Raw genomic sequence first — 18,406 nt, forward strand, 5'->3', positions numbered from 1 at the left:
AGTCGGAGGCAGTCGTGGCCGAGGCCGAGGCCGTCGAGCCGGAAGCGGTCCCGCACGTCCGGGTCGCCGTCATCGGCTCCGGCTTCGGCGGCCTCGGCGCCGGCGTCCGGCTGCGCCGCGCCGGCATCACCGACTTCGTCGTCCTGGAGCGCGCCGACTCGGTCGGCGGCACCTGGCGCGACAACAGCTACCCCGGCTGCGCCTGCGACGTGCCCTCGCACCTCTACTCCTTCTCCTTCGCCCCCAACCCGGACTGGCCGCGCAGCTTCTCCGGCCAGCCGGACATCCGCGCCTACCTGGAGAAGGTCGCCGACGTCTTCGGCCTCCGCCCCCACCTGCGCTTCAACACCGAGGTCACCGAAGCCCGTTGGGACGTCGAGCGGACCCGCTGGCAGATCACCACGACGGCCGGCCGCTGGACCGCCGACGCCGTGGTGGCCGCCGCCGGACCGCTCGCGGACCCGCAGATCCCCGAGCTGCCGGGCCTGGACTCCTTCCCCGGCAAGGTGTTCCACTCCTCCCGCTGGGACCACGACTTCCCGCTCGCGGGCAAGCGCGTGGCGATGGTCGGCACCGGGGCCTCCGCCGCCCAGATCGTCCCGGCGATCCAGCCGCAGGTGGGGAAGCTGACGGTGTTCCAGCGGACCCCGGCCTGGGTCCTGCCGCGCCGGGACCGGGCCATCACCGAGCTGGAGAAGCGGCTGCACGGCCGCTTCCCGATCACCGCGAAGGCCCGCCGGGGCACCCTGTTCGCCCTGCGCGAGCTCCAGGTGGACGCGTTCGTCCGGCGGCCCGGCCTGCTCAAGCTGGTCCAGCGCCTCGCCGAACGCCACCTCGCCGACGGCGTCGCCGACCCGGCCCTGCGGGCCAAGCTCACCCCGGACTACCGGATCGGCTGCAAGCGGATCCTGCTCAGCAACACCTACTACCCGGCGCTCGCCGCCGCCAACACCGAGGTCGTCCCGGCCGGACTGCGCGAGGTGCGCGGCTCGACCCTGGTCGCCGCCGACGGCAGCGAGCACGAGGTGGACGCGATCGTCTTCGGCACCGGCTTCCACGTCACCGACATGCCGATGGGCTCCCGGGTGTTCGGGGCCGACGGCACGAGCTTCGCCGAGAAGTGGAAGGAGGGCATGGAGGCCCTGCGGGGGTCCACCGTGCACGGCTTCCCGAACTTCTTCTTCGTCATCGGCCCCAACACCGGGCTCGGCAACAGCTCGATGATCCTGATGATCGAGTCCCAGCTCAACTACCTGATCGACGCGCTGACCAAGCTCGACGAGATCGGCGCGACCGCGATGCAGCCCACCGCCCGGGCGCAGCGGCGCTGGAACCTCGAACTCCAGCACCGGATGGACCGCACGGTCTGGAGCACCGGCGGCTGCCGCAGCTGGTACCTGGACAAGAGCGGCAAGAACACCGTGCTCTGGCCCGGTTCGACCACCTCGTTCCGCCGTGCCACCCGCAAGGTGGACCTCACCGAGTACGAGCTGATCCTGCGCTCCGACGACCGGGCCGCCCCGCCCGCACTGTCCGCGTCGTCCGCCCGGGCCGCGTCGTCCGCGGCCGCCACCGGGACCGAGGAGGTCATGGCATGAGCCGTCGTCCGATCCCCGCCGACTGTCTCCAGCCGGTGCCCGCCGAGGAGTTGGCCGTCCGCTCGGCCGATGGCACCCGGCTGCACGTCGAGGTCCACGGACAGCCGGGGGCGCCCACCGTCGTGCTCGCGCACGGCTGGACCTGCACGACCCACTTCTGGGCGCCGGTGATCCACCGGCTCGGCGACCGCTACCGGGTGGTGGTCTACGACCAGCGCGGCCACGGCCGGAGCGAGATCCCGTCGAGCCGGGCCCGCTACTCCACCCGCGCGCTGGCCGAGGACCTCGCCGCCGTGCTCACCCGGGTGGTCCCGGAGGGCGAGCGGGCGGTCCTGGCCGGGCACAGCATGGGCGGCATGACCATCATGGCGGGCGCCGCCCGCCCCGAGGTCGCCGAGCGGACGGCGGCCGCCGTCCTGATCTCCACCGGGCCGTCCGACCTCCTCACCGAGGTGCGGATCGTCCCGGACGCCGTGCGCCCGCCGGCGCTGCGCCGCTTCCTGCACCGGCAGGTGCTGCGGTCCCGGCTGCCGCTCGGACCGGTCGGTCCGGTCAGCCGGGCCGGGCTCAAGTACGCGATCATGGGCGCGGACGCGCCCGCCGAGCGCACCGAGGTGGCCGTCCGGATGGCGCACGCCTGCCGCACCGGCGTCCGCGCCAACTGGGCAGGGGTGCTGGACCGGCTGGACGTCCGCCCCGGGCTGGCCCGCCTCGCCGCGCCGACGGCGGTCGTGGTCGGCGCCGAGGACCGGCTCACCCCGCCGGTGCACGCGCATCGCATGGTCGCGGCGCTCGCCGACCCGCAGGGGCTGCTCCTGCTGCCCGGGGTCGGCCACATGGCGCCGCTGGAGCGGCCGGCCGAGGTCGCCGCCGAGATCGACCGGATGGCGACCGCCCACCTCCCGGCCCGCCGCGCGGCCGACTCCGCCGGCTCTGACGCCGCCGGTACCGATCTGCCCGCCGCCACCGCCGACCCCGAGAGGACCGCTGTCGCTTGACATCCTCCCCGTCCTGAAGGGCGGGGATTCCCCTCAGCCTCGCGACTGAGCCGCTGCGCGTGGGCGCGGCGGTGGGACTACTTCCTGCTTCACCGACGACTGCCCGCCCGGAGTGCTCCGTTGAGGTCTGACACCATCTCCACAGGCTGCGACCGCCAGTCCGGCGGCCAGGATGTTTCGTGCCGCGTTGACGTCCCGGTCGTGGGTCGTTCCGCAGCCGCACGTCCACTCGCGGACGTAGAGCGGCATCCTGCTCTGCAGGGTGCCGCAGGTGGAGCACAGCTTGGAGGAGGGGAACCACCGGTCCACGGCGATCACCTCGCGCCCGTACCAGTCGGCCTTGTACTCCAGCATGGACCGCAGCTCGGTCCAGCTCGAATCGCTGATGGCGCGGGCAAGCTTGCGGTTCTTGAGCATGTTCCGGACGGTCAGGTCCTCGATCACGATCGTTTGGTTCTCACGAACGAGTCGAGTGGTGAGCTTGTGCAGGGAGTCCCTGCGCCGGTCGGCGATCCGGGCGTACGCCCGGCCGACCTTGAGTCGGGCCTTCGCCCGATTCGAACCGTCACCCTCGGCCTTGCGGGAAAGGGCCCGCTGCGCCTTGGCGAGGCGTTCCCGGTCCTTGCGCTCGTGCTTCGGGTTGGTGATTTTCTCTCCGGTGGAGAGTGTCACCAGGCTGGTGATCCCGACGTCGATACCCACGGCAGCGTTGACCGCGCCGGGCATGGTCGGGCGGTCGTCGCACAGCACCGAGACGAACCAGCGTCCGGCCGCGTCCTGGGACACGGTCACCGTGGACGGGGAAGCGCCCCGCGGAATCGGACGCGACCACACGATGTCCAGCGGATCGGTCATCTTCGCCAGGGTCAGTCGGCCGTCCCGGAACCGGAACGCCGAACTGGTGTACTCGGCGGAGCGGCGGGACTTCTTCCGGGACTTGAACGTCGGATACTTCGCCCGCTTCTGCCAGAAGTTGGTGTACGCCCCCTGCAGATGCCGCAGCGCCTGCTGCAACGGAACCGACGACACCTCGTTGAGGTAGGCCAGCTCCTCGGTCTTCTTCCACCCGGTCAGCATCGCGCTGGTCGCGTTGTAGTCGACCCGTTCCCGACGCAGCGCCCACGCCTCGGAACGGGCAGCAAGTGCCATGTTGTAGACCTTGCGAACACACCCGAACGTGCGCGACAGCTCGGCCGCCTGCGCATCGGTCGGGTAGAAGCGGTACTTGAACGCCCGCTTCACGTGAGTAGTCGCCACGGATCACACGCTAACACCACTGCATGTGAACGACATGACTGGCAATCATCTACTCATAAGCCGAGCCGTCTTGACGGTTATTCGGCTATTCAAGACCCTCCCCGGCCTTCGGCGCCGGGACGCCCCCATCGCGGGCGATCCAATTCCTCCCGGCCTCAAGGCCGGGGTTTCCTTGGAGGCATCCGATGACCGCCACCCCACCGCTCTCCGCCCAGGTCGCCGTCGTCACCGGAGCCGCGCGCGGCGTCGGCGCCGCCCTGGCCCGCAACCTCGCCCGGCGCGGCGCCAAGGTCGCGCTGGTCGGCCTGGAGCCGGAGGAGCTGAAGGCCGTCGCCGCCCAGTGCGGCCCGGACGCCACCGCCTGGGAGGCCGACGTCACCGACGTCGAGGCGCTCACCGGGCTCGCCCAGCGGATCAAGGCCCACTACGGCCGGATCGACACCGTCGTCGCCAACGCCGGGATCGCCCTCGGCGGTCCGCTGCTGGACAGCGACCACCGGGCGTTCAGCCGGGTGATCGAGGTCAACCTGCTCGGGAGCGTGGCCACCGCCCGGGCCTTCCTGCCCGTCCTCGCCGAGAGCCGCGGCTACCTCCTGCAGATCGCCTCGCTGGCCGCGCTGACCCCGGCGCCGCTGATGAGCGCGTACTGCGCGAGCAAGTCCGGCGTCGAGGCGTTCGCCCACGCGATCCGGGCCGAGGTGGCCCACCAGGGCGTCAAGGTGGGTGTCGGGTACCTGAGTTGGACCGACACCGACATGGTGCGCGGGGCCGACGAGGACGCCGTGCTCAAGCAGATGCGCTCCCGGCTGCCGTGGCCGGCCAACAAGACCTATCCGCTGGAACCGGCGGTGGACCGCCTGGCCGCCGGGATCGCCCGGCGTTCCGCGCATGTCTACGCCCAGGCGTGGCTGCGCGGGATGCAGCCGGTCCGCTGGGCCCTGCCGTCACTGATCGCCGCGGTCGGTTCGCGCGACGTGGCCAAGCTGGCGCCCCAGCTCGCCGCCACCGCCGCCTCCCGCCTCCGGCCGGTGGGCGCCGGGGGCGCGGCCGACACCGCCGCCCGGTCCGATCGGTCCGACCAGGACTGACGACCGGGCCCGCGCCGGACGGGGGAGGTCAGCCGCTTCCCGCGTCCTCCCCGTCCGGCCGGGCGAGCCGCTTGAAGGTGTCGTAGGCGGTCTGGGTGAAGGAGGACCGCACCGTGGGGCCGGTGTTGGTCAGCGCGGCGACGGCGGTGGCGGTCTGCGGGCAGAAGCCGACGAACGCCGTGAAGCCGCGCGTCCCGCCGGAGTGGAAGAACAGGTCGCGGTCGTCCGGGGCGCGCCGGTGGTTCCAGACCAGGCAGATCTCGTCGCCGGAACGCGGCAGCCGCAACCGGGGTCGCTGCACCTCTCGCAGCGCGGTGCCGAGCGGGCCGCCGTCCGGCTCCAGGTGGGCGCGCAGGAAGCGCAGCAGGTCCGCGCCCCCTGCCCGGACGGCTCCCGCGCCCGGGAGGGCGGGGATCCGCCACGGTGGGAGCGGCCGCCCCAGGTGGTGGCCGGTCGCGAGGTGCGGCGCGTCGGGGGAGCAGCTGAGGGTCGCCAGTCCGAGCGGGCGGCCGATCCGCTCGTCGAGCAGCCCGGCGTAGTCGGGGCCGCCGCCCGCCTCGGCGAGCAGCCAGCCGAGCAGTCCCACACCGTAGTTGGAGTACCAGTACACCTGACCGGGCGGGTGGCGCACGGTGGTTCGGGCCAGCGCCGCCCAGAACCGCTGCTCGTCGTAGTCGGCGTAGGGGTTGCGGTTCCAGGAGGGGACGGCGCTCGCCAGCAGGCCCGGCGGCAGCCCGGGCAGGCCGGAGGTGTGGGTGGCCAGGTGGATCAGCCGGATCGGTCCGCCGCGCCGGACGTCCGGCGGCCGGCGTCCGGCCGGGAGGTGGCGCTGCACCGGGTCGTCCTGGGCGACCTCGCCGCGCGCCGCCAGCTCGGCCAGCAGCAGGGCGGTGAAGGTCTTGGTGACGGAGCCGAGTTCGTAGCCGGTGTCGGGTGTGCACGGCCCGCCGTCCCGGGCGGTCCGCCCGTGGCAGTGGACGGCGGAGCGCCCGCCGCGCGCCACCGCCAGGGTGGCGGCGGTGGCGTGCGGCCCGGCGGCGAGCACCAGTCCGGCGAACTCCTCCGCGCCGGGAGCCCCGGGCTCGGTGCCCGCGACTCCCTCGGTTCCCGCGGCGCCCGCCGCTCCCGCCCCCGCCACCGTCGTGCTCATCGCGCCCTCAAGCCGGCACCGCCGCGCCGCCGAGCGCGCGGGAGAGCGTGACGGTGCCCGCGACCACCGCGACCACGGCCGTGTGCTCGTGGTCCCGGAACGCCTGCTCCGGGTCGTCGGAGACCGGCTCCGCACTCTCCCGCGGGATCAGCCCGTCCTCGCGCTGGATGGCGGCGAGCGCCTCCCAGCCCTGGGCGCCGGTGACCGGCTCCCCGATGCAGGAGTCCACCACCAGCAGCTCGCCGACCAGGTCCCACTGGCCGACCTCCAGCCAGGTGTCGACCCAGACCGGCAGCCAGTTGCGGACGTAGTCGCGCATCGGCTCGGGCATGCTCTCCGGCTGCGCGCCCCAGTCGGTGAGGTGGAAGACGGCGTGGGTGATGTGGTAGCCGGTCAGCCAGTCGATCGCCCACGGCTCGGGGGTGGCGCCGAGCCAGGTCCTGGCGGTGAGCTCGGGCCAGTCGTCGGGCTGGTTGCGCAGCCCGATCACCCGGCGCGCGTTGGCGAGGGCCAGCCGCCGGTTGGGCATCATCTCGATGGCCTGGATCCCGCGCACCTTGGCGAGCGATTCGAGCAGTTCCTCCAGCGCCGGGTGCCGGTAGCCGGACCGGGCGAAGTGGACGTAGGTCTCCAGCGGGTCGGTCATCACCGGGTAGCGCAGCAGCCGCTCGTACAGGAGGTTGCCCTCGCGCAGCTGGGACCAGCCGAAGTCCAGCAGTTCGTGGGCGATCCGGGCGTCCTCCGGGCCGGTGACGCCGTCGCGCAGGACCAGCGAGGCGGCGAGCGCCGACTCGGCGAGCGGCTTGTAGGCGTTGTTGGGATCGGCGAGGTCGATGGTGACGTCGTCGGGCAGCCGGCCGAAGCCGCGTTCGTGGCAGGTGTGCAGCCAGGACATCGCCCGGGAGCCCAACTGCTGGGCGGTGGCGAGGATCCGGTGGTCGGTCATGACACCCCTCCGGTCAGCAGGCGCTCCGCGACGGCGAGTTCGAGCGCGGTTCGGGCGCTGCCGTCGCCGACGGTGCGGATCCGTTCCAGCATGGGTTCGACCTCCAGCGGCAGTTCCCGCCCGTCGGCGGCGAGCCAGGCGAGCCAGCGGGTCAGGCGGGCGGCGACGCGCTGGTCGCAGCGCAGGACGGAGCGGACGGCGCCGCGGGCCAGGGCGAGGCTGTGCTCGCGGGCGGCGTCGTGGACGGGCCCGTCGAGGCCGGGCAGGGCGAGCGCGGAGAGCTGGGCCATCCGCACCGACCAGGCCTGCCAGGCGTACGGCTCCGGGTGCGGGGCGTGGCCGGGCTGCGGCGCGCCCAGGTCGGTGTCCTCGCCGGCGTTCTCGCCCGTCGCCCCGGGTAGCAGGGCGTCGGCGGCGGGCCCGAGTGCGCGGGCCAGCAGGACGGCGGTGCCCCAGTCCCGCCAGGCGGTGACCAGGGCGGCGCCGGCGGCCCGTTCCTGGTCCGCGTCGGCAGGGGGGCCGGTGGAGGGGGCGGGTGCGGGGAAGGCGGACGGGGGGAAGGCCCGGTGGGCCTCCGCGAGCAGCAGGACGGCCTGCTCGTCGGGCCCGGTCACGCCCAGTGCCTTCGGTGCGAGGACGTCCGGCCCGAGCACCCGGGCGGCGGCGAGGACCGGACGCGGCACGGGGCCGGTGCCGGGGAAGGCGGGCGCGGGCGCGACCGCACCCCCGGCGCCCCGGAGGGCGTCGAGGGTGTGGCCCGCCAGCCGCTCCACCGCTGCGGCGTATTCGTCGCGGAGTGCGAGATCGGCGGTCGGCATGGTCGCGTGCTTCTCCTTGGAGGTGGGCTTCGCGGTGTTACGGGGCCGCGGCGCGTTCACGTGGCGGCTCCGCCGGGGTCCGGGCCGTTGGCCTGCCGCCCCGGCCGCCGGGCCGGTGGCCGCGGCGGGACCGGAGGGCTGTGGCGCGGTGGGACTCCGCGCGTCGCCCGGCAGCGTCCGTTCCGATTACCGCGTCTTCTCCTTCGGCGGCTTCGGGGACAGCAGCAGCGCGCCTGCCAGCAGCAGCAGCGCGGCGGCTTCCGGACGGTACGTGGGCGCGTCGCTGACGGTCGCCTCGTCCTCCGTGATCAACATGCCGAGTGCGTCGATCTCGCCCTGGGTGGCGAGCGTCGTACGCGTGGTTCGGGTGGTCTGAGCAAGCATCGGGTGCCTCCTCATCGAAGTTCCGCCGCCAGGCCCGGCGGCGCCCCCCTCGAACGACGATACGAGCACGAACGGTCCGGCGCCACCGCAGTACTGTCCGTGACGGTGGTCACGAAGAGGCACCGCGCTGCCGCGCAGCGCTGTCGCCGGTACTCGGGAGTAGGTACGGTCGCTGCATGACCACTGCCTTGATCACCGGCGCGACCGCCGGCATCGGAGCCGCCTTCGCCCGCCGCCTCGCGCGGAGCGGCTACGGACTCGTCCTGGTGGCCCGGGACACCGCGCGGCTGGAGGGTTCCGCCGCGGACCTGCGGGGGAAGTTCGGCGTGGAGGTGGAGGTGCTCACCGCCGACCTGGCCACGGACAAGGGGATCGCGGACGTCGAGGCCCGCCTGTCCGACGACGCCCGCCCGGTGGACCTGCTGGTGAACAATGCGGGCTTCGGCAACCGCGGCGCCTTCGCCACCGTTCCGCTGCAGGACGAGCTGGACATGCTGAAGGTGCACGTCGAGGCGGTGCTGCGGCTGACCACGGCCGCCCTGCCGGGGATGCGCGAGCGCGGGCGCGGCGCGGTCGTCAACGTCGCCTCGGTGGCGGCCTTCCTGCCGCGCGGCACCTACGGCGCGAGCAAGGCCTGGGTGGTCAGCTTCACCCAGGGCGTGATGCGGGACCTCGGCGGCACCGGGGTGCGGCTGATGGCGCTCTGCCCGGGCTTCACGCACACCGAGTTCCACGAGCGGGCCGGCATGGGCACCGGGAACATCCCGTCCTGGGGCTGGCTGTCGGCCGAGCGTGTGGTCGAGGAGGCCATGCGCGACCTGGCCCGGGGGCGTTCGGTGTCGGTGCCGAGCAAGCGCTACAAGGCGGCGGTGGCGATCGCGCGGGTGCTGCCCTCCGGCAAGCTCGGCGGCGTCTCCTCCAAGGCGGCCCGGACGTACCGGACCGACTGAGCCGGTCGGCGTCGCCCCCGGGGCGGGTGCGGCGGTCGGGGGTCCTGAGCAGTACAGCGGAGGCCGTCTCACTATTAGCTTTGCTAACTATGAGCCTCTCTCGTTATGCTGGCGATCGCCCGACCGCCCACCCGCCGCCGGCGTGCGCCCCCGGGCGCCGCGCCCCCGCGGCCTTCCGAGGGAGGCTGCCCCACCGTGCGCCCCGAAGGCATCCAGTGGACCCCGCCCGCCCAGACCGAGAACGACCCGCGCCCGCCGACCCAGTGGCGGCGCATACTCGCGCTGTTCCGCCCCTACCGCGGCCGCCTCGCCCTGGTCGGCCTGCTGGTGGCCGCCTCCGCCGTGGTCTCGGTGACCACGCCGTTCCTGCTCCGCGCCGTGCTGGACACCGCGATCCCGCAGGGCCGCACCGGCCTGCTGACCGTCCTGGTGCTCGGCATGGTCGCCACCGCCGTGGTCAACAGCGTCTTCGGCGTGCTCCAGACGCTGATCTCCACCACCGTCGGCCAGCGGGTCATGCACGACCTGCGCACCGCCGTCTACGGCCACCTCCAGCGGATGTCGCTGGCCTTCTTCACCCGCACCCGCACCGGTGAGGTGCAGTCCCGGATCGCCAACGACATCGGCGGCATGCAGTCCACGGTGACCTCCACCGCCACCTCGCTGGTCTCCAACTTCACCGCCGTGGTCGCCTCGGTGGTCGCCATGGTGGCGCTGGACTGGCGGCTCACCGTCGTCTCCCTGGTGCTCCTGCCGGCCTTCGTCTGGATCAGCCGCCGGGTCGGCAACGAGCGCAAGAAGATCACCGGGGAGCGCCAGAAGCAGCTCGCCGCGATGAGCTCGGCGGTCCAGGAGTCGCTGTCGGTCAGCGGCATCCTGCTCGGCCGCACCATGGGCCGCACCGACTCGCTCGCCCGCGAGTTCACCGCCCAGTCCGACCGGCTGGCCGACCTGGAGGTCCGCGCCTCGATGGCCGGCCGCTGGCGGATGAACACCATCCAGATCGTGATGGCCGCGATGCCCGCGGTGATCTACTGGGCGGCCGGCATGACCGCGGCCGGCGGCGCGCCGATCGTCTCGGTCGGCACCCTGGTCGCCTTCGTCTCGCTCCAGCAGGGCCTGTTCCGCCCGACCATCAGCCTGCTGGCCACCGGCGTCGCCGTGCAGACCTCGCTCGCGCTGTTCCAGCGGATCTTCGAGTACCTCGACCTGACCGTGGAGATCGACGAGCCCGAGCACCCCGTCACCCTCGGCGAGATCCGCGGCGAGGTCCGCTTCGAGGACGTCGACTTCCGCTACGACCCGGAGCAGGAGCGGCCCACCCTCGGCGGCGTCGGGCTGCGGATCCCGGCGGGCGGCTCGCTCGCCGTGGTCGGCGAGACCGGCTCCGGCAAGACCACGCTCAGCTACCTGGTGCCCCGGCTCTACGACGTCACCGGCGGCCGGGTCACCATCGACGGCGTGGACGTCCGCGAACTGTCCTTCGAGACCCTGTCCCGCGCGGTGGGCGTGGTCTCCCAGGAGACCTACCTCTTCCACGCCTCGGTCGCCGACAACCTGCGCTTCGCCAAGCCGGACGCCACCGACGAGGAACTCGTCGCCGCCGCCCGGGCCGCGCGGATCCACGACACCGTCGCCTCGCTGCCGGACGGCTACGACACCCTGGTCGGCGAGCGCGGCTACCGCTTCTCGGGAGGGGAGAAGCAGCGCCTCGCGCTCGCCCGCACCATCCTGCGCAACCCGCCGGTGCTGATCCTCGACGAGGCCACCAGCGCCCTGGACAACAGCACCGAGCGCGCCGTCCAGGAGGCCATCGACACCCTCGCCGTGGGCCGCACCACCATCACCATCGCGCACCGGCTCTCCACCGTGCGCGGGGCCGACCAGATCGCCGTCCTGGAGCGCGGCGAGGTCGCCGAACTCGGCACCCACGAGGAGCTGCTGGCGGCGGACGGCCGGTACGCGGCGCTGCTCCGGCGGGAGGCCCCGGTCGCGGCCGTCGCTCCCTGATCCGGGCGCGGGGCGGGGCCGGGGGAGCGGTCGGCGGGGCTGCGGACAGGGAGCGGAGCCGGCCTCAGGCGGCCTTGGGGACCTCGTTGTACGTCTGCACGAGCTCCTGGCCGGAGAGCTGCTGGATCGCCGCCATCACCTCGTCCGTGACCTGGCGGCGGGCCTTGAGCGAACGCGCCTGGCCGTGCAGCTCGTCGAAGTGCAGCGGCTCCCCGAAGCGGACCGTCACCTTCTTGAGGCGCGGCAGCCGCTTGCCGATCGGGAGGATCTGCTCCGGCCCCTCCAGCGCCACCGGTACCACCGGGACGCCGGCGGTCAGGGCCAGCCAGGCCACGCCGGTCTTGCCGCGGTAGAGGCGGCCGTCCAGCGAGCGGGTGCCCTCGGGGTAGATGCCGAACGCCTTGCCGTCCTCCAGGATCTCCAGCGCCGACTCCAGCGAGGCCTGGGCGGACCGGTAGGTGCCGCGCTCGACCGGCACCGCGCCGATGCCCTGGAAGAAGCCGCGGGACAGCGCGCCCTTGAGGCCGCTGCCGGTGAAGTACTCGGCCTTGGCCAGGAAGTGGACCCGGCGCGGCGCGGTGAGCGGGATGACCACGCTGTCGATGAAGGAGAGGTGGTTGCTGGCGAGGATGACGCCGCCCTTGCGCGGCACGTTCTCCATACCCTCGATGGTGGGCCGCCAGATCCCCCGGGCGAGCGGTTTCAGCACCAGCCTGGTGACGAGATCGAGCATGGTCCCTCCCTGGACGAGCATGCCCGAGAGGTGCCCGGGCCTGGGGTACGACGAGCGGCGTTCGTTTCCCCGGTCGGGCCGGGATGCAGACCCGCAGACTACGACACCCACCCCCGAGCCCGTCCACTCCCGCCCGCAGTGGCGCTCACCACGGGCGGGTAGGGTACCGCCGTCGGAAATGCACATCAGCAGTTGATTCGGTCCCAGGAGGCCCCCATGGCAGACGTCGACGACATTCGCGCGGCGTTCGACAAGTTCGACCGGAACGGCAACGGCCGGATCACCGCCGCCGAGTACGCCCTCGTCGCGCGCGAGCTCGGCGACCTCACCACCTCGGTCGCCGTGGCCGAGGCCATCATCAAGCAGATGGACACCAACCACGACGGCGAGCTGACCTTCGACGAGTTCCTGGCCGCGCGCCAGGGCTGACGAGGCCGGGGCCGACCGGCCCGGACGGGGTCCCGGATCGTCTCCGGGGCCCCGTCCTCGCGTTGGTGCGCCTGTTGTGCCTGTTGTGCCCGTTGTGCCTTGTTTGTGGCCGCCTGTGCCGGTCGCGCCTGTGCCGGTCGCGCCTGTGCTTGTCGCGCCGTCGGGCTCTCAGGCGGTGGTCGGGAACACCCGGCGGACCACGCGCTCCGCCGCCCCGCCGTCGTCCCAGGGGCAGAAGCGCTTGCGGAAGTCGGCCCGCGCCGCCGGCTCCGGGTCACCGGCCAGCAGCGCCGCCGCCAGCCCCTCCGGATCCGTCGTCAGCGCGCCCGGCGGCTGCTCGAACAGGTCGAAGTAGACGCCCCGGTCGCGCTTGTACTCCTCCCAGTCCGGCGCGAAGACCACGATCGGCCGGTCCAGTACGGCGTAGTCGAACATCATCGACGAGTAGTCCGTCACCAGGACGTCGGCCGCCAGGTAGAGGTCCTCCACCGTCGGGTGCGCCGACACGTCCAGGATCTCCGCCGCGTCCTCGTCCGCCGTCAGGTCGCCCGGGCCGCCGGTGTGGAAGTAGTGCGTGCGGACCAGCAGCGTGAACTCCGGCCCCAGCCGCCGGGCCAGCTCCCGCACGTCCAGCAGCGGCACGTAGCCGCCGCGGGCCTCCCGGTGGGTGGGCGCGTACAGCACGGCCGTGCGCCCCGGCGTCAGCCCGAACCGTTCGCGCATCGCCGCCGTCCCCTCCGGCGTCGCGTCGGCCAGCCGGTCGTTGCGCGGGTACCCGGTGTCCAGCATCTCGTAGCGGCCCGGGAAGGCACGGGCGAAGTGCTCGCTGGTGTGCGGGTTGGAGGAGACCAGGAAGTCCCAGCGGTCGATCGCCTCCTGGAGCCGGTCGAAGTCCATCCCGTCGGCGGCCACCGGGTGGTCCCTGAGGTCCATGCCCATCGCCTTCAGCGGCGTGCCGTGCTGGGTCTGGACGTGCACCGTGCCGGGCCGCTTCACCATGGTCCGGGGGAAGTTGACGTTGTTCACGAAGTACTTGGCCGTGGCCATCGTCCTCAGGTACGCCGGGGTGTTGACGATGACGTACGGCACACCGTCCGGCAGCGTCGCCGCCTGGGCGCGGTTCTCCACCACCCAGACCCCGTGGATCCCGGGCGCGAGCTCCTTCGCCTTCTCGTAGATCGCGGCCGGGCTGCACGCGTAGCCCCGGTGCCAGTACGCGGCGTACACCGCCAGGTTCGGGTTCAACGGCATCCGGCGGAAGGTGTTGTACGCGGTGAACCGGGCGCTGCTGCGCACCCCCTTCTTCAGGGCCGGTGCCACCGCCCGCGCCCCGCGCTTGAGTTCGCGCGGCAGTCGGCCGGTGCGGCGCAGTTCCGCGTACGCGCGCCGGGAACCCCGCGCCGCGAGCCGGTACTGCACGCCGCGCACGCCCCCGGGGAAGCGGTAGCCCGCCGGGCGGTGCCGGGCGAAGTGCTCGGCGATCCGCCGGAAGAACTCCGGCCGCAGCCCGACCGGGACCAGCCCGGGGGTGTCGTAGACGGTGAGCGCCTGCTGCACGGTCCGCTCGAAGACCAGGGTCCGCAGCGTCCCGGGCACGGGGCGGCCTGGCCGGTCGGCCCCGTCCAGGAAGGCGAAGATCGCGTCGTACTGGGCGAAGGCGTCGGCGTGCTTGGCGGAGGCGGTGCTGGTGATCGCCCCGGCCCGGCCGCGCCGGTAGAAGTAGCAGGGGCGGTCGATGTAGCGCAGCCGCTCGGCGGCGAGCAGCGCCGGGTAGGTGACGGAGATGTCCTCGTAGAAGCCGCGGCCGAAGGAGACGCCGAGCCCGAGCAGGAACTCCCGGCGGAACACCTTGTTCCAGACCGACATCACCGTCCTGAACACGGCCGGGTGCTCGGCCAGCGTGGCCCCCTCGACGAGCGGGGACCCGGTCAGCACGTGCCGCCAGGGATTGGGCTCGGTCCCGCCGTCGGGGTAGACGTGGACGAAGTCGGTCAGCAGGACGTCGGCGGGCGCCTCGCCGCGCCCCTCGCGCTCCAGCTCGCCGGTGAGCTCGTCGAGGAGGGCGGTCACCGTGCCCTCGGGCACCCAGTCGTCGCTGTCGACGAACCAGACGTACGTGCCGCGCACCTCGGGGAGGGCGGCGGTGCGGGCGCCGCCGAGGCCCTGGTTCTCGGCGAGGTGGAGGACGCGCAGACGCGGATCGCGGGCCGCGTACTCGTCCAGGATCGCGCCGCTGCGGTCGGGGGAGCGGTCGTCGACCGCGATCACCTCGAAGCGGGACTCGGAGGACGGGGTGTCCGCCAGGAGGGAGTCGAGGCAGCGGGGCAGGAAGCGCTCCACCCCGTGGACGGGGAGCACGATGCTGAGGAGGACTGGCACGCTGGCCGAGTCTACCGAGCGCGGCCGCGGGCGGCGGCGGACGGGGGCGGTGCCGCCGCTGGTGGGCGGGCCGAGGGGTGCGGTGCCGGAGCCGCCGGTGCCGAACCCCGGAGGGGGTGGCACCGGCAGCCTGGTGGCGGCCCGGCCGACCCTCTACGGCCGGCCGCCGGTCCGAGCACCGCCCGAACCTGGCCACCGCAGCGTCGAGGCGGCCTGGCAGTAGGCACGGGGGAGCCGGAATCTTCATCAGTCGAACACGGGGGGCGGTGATGCTCGCGCCCGCGTGGTCGATAGAGATATTGCTTGGAGCCGACCCCCGCGTCAATCCCCCGACTGTGTTCACTTCCTAAACGGATAGTCGTACCTCGTCGGCGGTGGTCCGGGGCCGTCCAGGGGGTGACCGGGAGCCGGCGCCGCGGTGGCCGCCGGGCGGCCACGGCGGGTGAGGGGGCGGTGACCCCGTGCGCCGGGCGTACACCGTCACGGCGGGCGCCGGGTGTGCGACCCGAGGAAGCCGGTGACGTGGCGCCGGTCGTGCACCATCATTGATGCTCAGTCGTGATCGGCCGGGTGGGCCCTGGTGCAGTGTCAGTTGACGCAGCACGGTACGGTTGCAGAACACCAGGACGGTTGCGCGAAGGCCGTCTGTCACGGATAGTCTTCGCCTCACGGCCCTGGCGCCTCGTAGGGGTGGGAAAACTGATGGAACACATGCAAGTGCGGACCCGGCCTCGGGTGCCCGCGATCCAGTGCGGCGTCGGCGCGACCGGCCGCCGGATCGAGCGACACCTGGCTGTGCTCGGCGCGCCCGCACTCCCCGAGGTGGACACCGCGGAGGCGCTCGGGTTGATAAGGGAACTGACGCCGCGCGGCGTCGGTGCCCCGACCGCGCCGCCGCGCCGCCACGCGCGGGTCAAGCTGCTGGCGCCGCTGCGCCGGCTGCGGCGGGGGCTCTTCGGCAGCCGCGGCTGAGCCGACCTTTCGGCACCGGCCCGACGGATCCTGAGGACCGTCGGGCCTTCGGCGTTCCCGCTCCCCGGCCCGAACCGGTGCGGGTGGGTCCTTCGCCGACCCGACTGATCATCCGTGGTCCGTAGCGGTCCACGGATGTCATTTTTGGTCTGAACCTCTCAGCCTATGACGACCCGCCCCTCCGGCGCCGGGAGTCGGCGAGGCTTGCCGGTCCACCCCCGGCCGTGGGTGAGGATGGCGCCATGGCGGACCACACCCACTCCCGAACCACGTCCCACTCCACTCCCACCTCCGGCTCCTTCCGGACCGAGACCTTCGACATCACCACCGGAAGCCATGAGGTCGCGCTCGACATCACCGACCGCTGCGTCCGGTTCCTCGACGAACACGCCGTCGGACGGGACGGCCTGCTCAACGTCTTCGTCCCGCACGCCACGGCCGGCATCGCCGTCCTGGAGACCGGTTCCGGCAGCGACGAGGACTTCCTCGCCACCCTGCGCGACCTCCTGCCGGCCGACGACCGGTGGCGTCACCGCCACGGCAGCCCCGGCCACGGCCGCGACCACGTCGTTCCCGCCCTGGTGGCCCCGCACGCCACCCTGCCGGTGATCGACGGGCAACTCGCGCTGGGCATCTGGCAGTCGGTGGTGCTGGTCGACACCAACGGCGACAACCCGCACCGGACGCTCCGGCTCTCCTTCCTGGGCTGAGCCCGCAGCCCGGCTCTCCTTCCTGGGCTGAGCCCGCAGCCCGGCCGACGCACCCGCCCGGCCCCGGACTCGCCGGGGTCGGGCGGAACGCTGGAGGGCGCCTACTTCGGCAGCGGTGCCCCGGGGTCGGCGTCGGTGTCTGAGTCGGGGCCGGGCCCGGCGGCGGCCCGGACCACGGACGCGAGGTACCGCTCGATCGCCAGGTACTGGCAGAGCACGGCGACCGGGCGGCCGAGCCGCGCGTACCAGGCGGCGAGCCGGGCGAAGGCGACGACCTCGAACCACACCTCGCCCGCCGCGTCCATCGACACCAGGAAGGCCTCCTCGCCGCACTCCGGGTGCCCCGGCAGTGTTCCGTAGGCGAAGCCGATCCGGTCCGGCTCGTCCACCGTCCACACCACCCGGCACGGGATCACCAGCCGGGGCCAGCGGCTGCCGGGCAGGCCGAGTCGCAGGAGGACGGTCGCCCCGGGCTCGGCGGGCGCGTACGGGAACACGGCGAACCCGGTCCCCAGCTGGCAGCCCCAGCCGAGGACGAAGCGGCCGGCCCGCGCCAGGACCTCCGGACCGTGCCCGAGGTGCAACCGCCGCCGCAGATGCGTGTAGCCCTCCGGCAGCCGGGCGTCAGCGGTGGCGCCCACCTCGCGGTAGTTGGGAACGGTGGCCCGGGCGGCACGCAGCCTCCGCTCCAGGGCGGACCCGGCCGCCGCGGCGGTCCCGGAGGACTCGGCCCGGGCGGACTGGACCGGCGGGACCGGCGGGACCGGCGACGGGACGGAGGGAACGGCGCGGGGCACCTCGTGACCGGGAGAGTCGGGCATGCGGCCACCGTATCGACGGCCCCGGGAACGGCCTCGCCCGGGACCGCCTTGCGCCCTGCCCGGTCCGGGGAGTAGAGAGGCGGCATGAGCGAAACAGCCAGGCAGGAGACGGACGCCCCCGGCACCCGGGAGCCGGCGGCGGCGGAGCAGGTCTGCGAGCTCGCCCCGAGCGGCGCGGAGGCGGCCCTGCTGCCCGACCCCGGTTCCACCGGCCCGCGCGCGGACTGCGTGCTGTGCGGCGAACCGACCGAGCTGCCCGCCGACCACCCGGGCAGCACCCTGTGCCCCGTCTGCACCTGGCAGCAGGCCCAGCGGATCGCCTGCTCCGGCTGAGCGCGCGTCGCCGGGACCCGCCGGGGCCGGCGCAGGATCCGCCGCGGAGTCGGCCCGGGCCGGGGGTGTCCCCGGCGTCAGGCGTCCTCCCGTCCCACCGGAGCCAGGGTGGAGCCGTGCCGGCCCTTGCGGACCATGAGCTGGGCCGGGATCCGGCTGCGCAGATCGGCGACGTGACTGACGATGCCGACCGCGCGGTCCCGCTCGCGCAACCCGTCCAGGACGTCCATCACCTCCTCCAGGGTGTGTTCGTCGAGGCTGCCGAATCCTTCGTCGATGAACAGGGTGTCCAGCGGCATGCCCCCGGCCTCGTCGGTGACCACGTCCGCCAGGCCGAGGGCCAGGGCGAGCGAGGCGAAGAAGCTCTCGCCGCCGGAGAGCGTCGCGGTGTCGCGCTCGGTGCCCGTCCAGGCGTCCACCACCCGCAGCGCCAGCCCCGAGCGCTTGTTGCCGCCGCCGCGGTCGTCGCTGTGCACGAGCGTGTACCGGCCGCCGGACATCCGGACCAGCCGGTCGCTCGCCGCGGCCGCCACCTGCTCCAGCCGCGCCGCCAGGACGTACGACTCCAGGCGCATCCGGAGCCGGTTGTCGGTCGAGGTACCGGCCGCGAGCGCCGCCAGCCGGCTGATCCGCGCGTACCTGGACAGCTCCGGGGCCAGCGAGCGGACCAGCTCGGTCAGCTGCCGCCCGATGGCGGCGAGGGCCTCGCACCGCTGGCGGGCCGCGTCCCGTGCCGCGTGCGCCGCCCGCAACCGGTCGGTGGCGGCGCCGAGCCCGCTCCGGGCGCCCGGCAGGTCGGCCGGCGGAAGGGCGGCCGCCGCGACCAGTTC

The 18,406-nt window shown here is 73.7% G+C and carries 18 protein-coding genes; 9 read left to right on the plus strand and 9 right to left on the minus strand.

Annotation, left to right across the window (positions count from 1 at the left end; genetic code table 11):
* Window positions 1-14: 14 nt before the first annotated feature.
* Together BI06_RS03590 and BI06_RS03595 are read left to right on the plus strand one after the other, a co-directional pair.
* The gene (locus BI06_RS03590; RefSeq protein ID WP_051740188.1) at window positions 15-1,598 is read left to right on the plus strand and encodes an NAD(P)/FAD-dependent oxidoreductase; all 1,584 of its coding nucleotides are present in this window, start codon (window positions 15-17) and stop codon (window positions 1,596-1,598) included.
* Entirely contained in the window at window positions 1,595-2,596 is a 1,002-nt protein-coding gene (locus BI06_RS03595) for an alpha/beta fold hydrolase (protein ID WP_051740189.1), read from the plus strand. Before BI06_RS03590 ends, BI06_RS03595 begins: the two co-directional genes overlap by 4 nt.
* A 33-nt stretch (window positions 2,597-2,629) precedes the next feature.
* Here BI06_RS03595 and BI06_RS03600 read toward each other — a convergent pair whose 3' ends face one another.
* On the minus strand, window positions 2,630-3,853 hold the full coding sequence (locus BI06_RS03600; protein ID WP_043464988.1) for an RNA-guided endonuclease TnpB family protein: 1,224 nt from the start codon (window positions 3,851-3,853) through the stop codon (window positions 2,630-2,632).
* 185 nt (window positions 3,854-4,038) lie between these two features.
* Here BI06_RS03600 and BI06_RS03605 point away from each other — a divergent pair, with 185 nt between their 5' ends.
* Window positions 4,039-4,941 (plus strand): SDR family oxidoreductase, encoded by a 903-nt coding sequence (locus BI06_RS03605; protein ID WP_043464991.1) that lies wholly within the window; start codon window positions 4,039-4,041, stop codon window positions 4,939-4,941.
* Between the two features lie 28 nt (window positions 4,942-4,969).
* Here BI06_RS03605 and BI06_RS03610 read toward each other — a convergent pair whose 3' ends face one another.
* The 4 genes from BI06_RS03610 to BI06_RS03625 form a co-directional block, all read right to left on the minus strand.
* On the minus strand, window positions 4,970-6,091 hold the full coding sequence (locus BI06_RS03610; protein WP_082558239.1) for a serine hydrolase: 1,122 nt from the start codon (window positions 6,089-6,091) through the stop codon (window positions 4,970-4,972).
* Window positions 6,092-6,098: 7 nt separating this feature from the next.
* The gene (locus tag BI06_RS03615) at window positions 6,099-7,037 is read right to left on the minus strand and encodes a hypothetical protein (RefSeq protein ID WP_043464995.1); all 939 of its coding nucleotides are present in this window, start codon (window positions 7,035-7,037) and stop codon (window positions 6,099-6,101) included.
* Window positions 7,034-7,855, minus strand: a complete 822-nt coding sequence (locus tag BI06_RS03620) for a hypothetical protein (protein WP_043465943.1) — start codon at window positions 7,853-7,855, stop codon at window positions 7,034-7,036. The genes BI06_RS03615 and BI06_RS03620 overlap by 4 nt, the downstream gene beginning before the upstream one ends.
* A 186-nt stretch (window positions 7,856-8,041) precedes the next feature.
* Window positions 8,042-8,239 (minus strand): hypothetical protein, encoded by a 198-nt coding sequence (locus tag BI06_RS03625; protein WP_030391982.1) that lies wholly within the window; start codon window positions 8,237-8,239, stop codon window positions 8,042-8,044.
* Window positions 8,240-8,415: 176 nt separating this feature from the next.
* On the opposite strand from BI06_RS03625, the gene BI06_RS03630 reads away from it, so the two are divergent.
* Both BI06_RS03630 and BI06_RS03635 read left to right on the plus strand, forming a co-directional pair.
* A complete protein-coding gene (locus tag BI06_RS03630; protein ID WP_043464999.1) occupies window positions 8,416-9,189 on the plus strand; it encodes an SDR family oxidoreductase in 774 nt (257 codons plus the stop codon).
* A gap of 195 nt (window positions 9,190-9,384) precedes the next feature.
* Entirely contained in the window at window positions 9,385-11,199 is a 1,815-nt protein-coding gene (locus BI06_RS03635; protein WP_043465002.1) for an ABC transporter ATP-binding protein, read from the plus strand.
* A gap of 64 nt (window positions 11,200-11,263) precedes the next feature.
* Here BI06_RS03635 and BI06_RS03640 read toward each other — a convergent pair whose 3' ends face one another.
* Window positions 11,264-11,932 (minus strand): 1-acyl-sn-glycerol-3-phosphate acyltransferase, encoded by a 669-nt coding sequence (locus BI06_RS03640; protein ID WP_030391985.1) that lies wholly within the window; start codon window positions 11,930-11,932, stop codon window positions 11,264-11,266.
* A gap of 216 nt (window positions 11,933-12,148) precedes the next feature.
* Here BI06_RS03640 and BI06_RS03645 point away from each other — a divergent pair, with 216 nt between their 5' ends.
* Complete coding sequence (locus tag BI06_RS03645) at window positions 12,149-12,361, plus strand: EF-hand domain-containing protein (RefSeq protein ID WP_030391986.1); 213 nt, start codon at window positions 12,149-12,151, stop codon at window positions 12,359-12,361.
* Between the two features lie 168 nt (window positions 12,362-12,529).
* Here BI06_RS03645 and BI06_RS03650 read toward each other — a convergent pair whose 3' ends face one another.
* The gene (locus BI06_RS03650) at window positions 12,530-14,740 is read right to left on the minus strand and encodes a bifunctional glycosyltransferase family 2 protein/CDP-glycerol:glycerophosphate glycerophosphotransferase (RefSeq protein WP_043465946.1); all 2,211 of its coding nucleotides are present in this window, start codon (window positions 14,738-14,740) and stop codon (window positions 12,530-12,532) included.
* Between the two features lie 702 nt (window positions 14,741-15,442).
* Between BI06_RS03650 and BI06_RS03655 the strand changes: the two genes are divergently transcribed.
* On the plus strand, window positions 15,443-15,712 hold the full coding sequence (locus tag BI06_RS03655) for a hypothetical protein (RefSeq protein WP_030391988.1): 270 nt from the start codon (window positions 15,443-15,445) through the stop codon (window positions 15,710-15,712).
* 242 nt (window positions 15,713-15,954) lie between these two features.
* Window positions 15,955-16,422, plus strand: coding sequence for a YjbQ family protein (locus BI06_RS03660; protein WP_051740191.1), 468 nt, complete (start codon window positions 15,955-15,957; stop codon window positions 16,420-16,422).
* A gap of 101 nt (window positions 16,423-16,523) precedes the next feature.
* Here BI06_RS03660 and BI06_RS03665 read toward each other — a convergent pair whose 3' ends face one another.
* The gene (locus BI06_RS03665; protein WP_078879667.1) at window positions 16,524-17,243 is read right to left on the minus strand and encodes a DUF1990 family protein; all 720 of its coding nucleotides are present in this window, start codon (window positions 17,241-17,243) and stop codon (window positions 16,524-16,526) included.
* Window positions 17,244-17,327: 84 nt separating this feature from the next.
* Here BI06_RS03665 and BI06_RS03670 point away from each other — a divergent pair, with 84 nt between their 5' ends.
* Window positions 17,328-17,576 carry a hypothetical protein gene (locus BI06_RS03670; RefSeq protein WP_037778896.1) on the plus strand — a complete coding sequence of 83 codons (249 nt, stop codon included), beginning with the start codon at window positions 17,328-17,330 and terminating at the stop codon, window positions 17,574-17,576.
* A gap of 77 nt (window positions 17,577-17,653) precedes the next feature.
* Here BI06_RS03670 and BI06_RS03675 read toward each other — a convergent pair.
* Window positions 17,654-18,406: SbcC/MukB-like Walker B domain-containing protein (locus BI06_RS03675; protein WP_043465007.1), on the minus strand; the 753-nt coding region annotated here is incomplete at its 5' end.

It is taken from the genome of Kitasatospora sp. MBT66, from assembly GCF_000710405.2.
GTDB lineage: Bacteria > Actinomycetota > Actinomycetes > Streptomycetales > Streptomycetaceae > Kitasatospora > Kitasatospora purpeofusca.

Bases quoted from the DNA above. Each gene is read 5' to 3' on its own strand.
- BI06_RS03595 (WP_051740189.1), top strand. From the start codon at position 1,595: ATGAGCCGTCGTCCGATCCCCGCCGACTGTCTCCAGCCGGTGCCCGCC.
- BI06_RS03605 (WP_043464991.1), top strand. From the start codon at position 4,039: ATGACCGCCACCCCACCGCTCTCCGCCCAGGTCGCCGTCGTCACCGGA.
- BI06_RS03610 (WP_082558239.1), bottom strand. From the start codon at position 6,091: ATGAGCACGACGGTGGCGGGGGCGGGAGCGGCGGGCGCCGCGGGAACC.
- BI06_RS03615 (WP_043464995.1), bottom strand. From the start codon at position 7,037: ATGACCGACCACCGGATCCTCGCCACCGCCCAGCAGTTGGGCTCCCGG.
- BI06_RS03620 (WP_043465943.1), bottom strand. From the start codon at position 7,855: ATGCCGACCGCCGATCTCGCACTCCGCGACGAATACGCCGCAGCGGTG.
- BI06_RS03625 (WP_030391982.1), bottom strand. From the start codon at position 8,239: ATGCTTGCTCAGACCACCCGAACCACGCGTACGACGCTCGCCACCCAG.
- BI06_RS03630 (WP_043464999.1), top strand. From the start codon at position 8,416: ATGACCACTGCCTTGATCACCGGCGCGACCGCCGGCATCGGAGCCGCC.
- BI06_RS03640 (WP_030391985.1), bottom strand. From the start codon at position 11,932: ATGCTCGATCTCGTCACCAGGCTGGTGCTGAAACCGCTCGCCCGGGGG.
- BI06_RS03645 (WP_030391986.1), top strand. From the start codon at position 12,149: ATGGCAGACGTCGACGACATTCGCGCGGCGTTCGACAAGTTCGACCGG.
- BI06_RS03655 (WP_030391988.1), top strand. From the start codon at position 15,443: ATGGAACACATGCAAGTGCGGACCCGGCCTCGGGTGCCCGCGATCCAG.
- BI06_RS03660 (WP_051740191.1), top strand. From the start codon at position 15,955: ATGGCGGACCACACCCACTCCCGAACCACGTCCCACTCCACTCCCACC.
- BI06_RS03665 (WP_078879667.1), bottom strand. From the start codon at position 17,243: ATGCCCGACTCTCCCGGTCACGAGGTGCCCCGCGCCGTTCCCTCCGTC.
- BI06_RS03670 (WP_037778896.1), top strand. From the start codon at position 17,328: ATGAGCGAAACAGCCAGGCAGGAGACGGACGCCCCCGGCACCCGGGAG.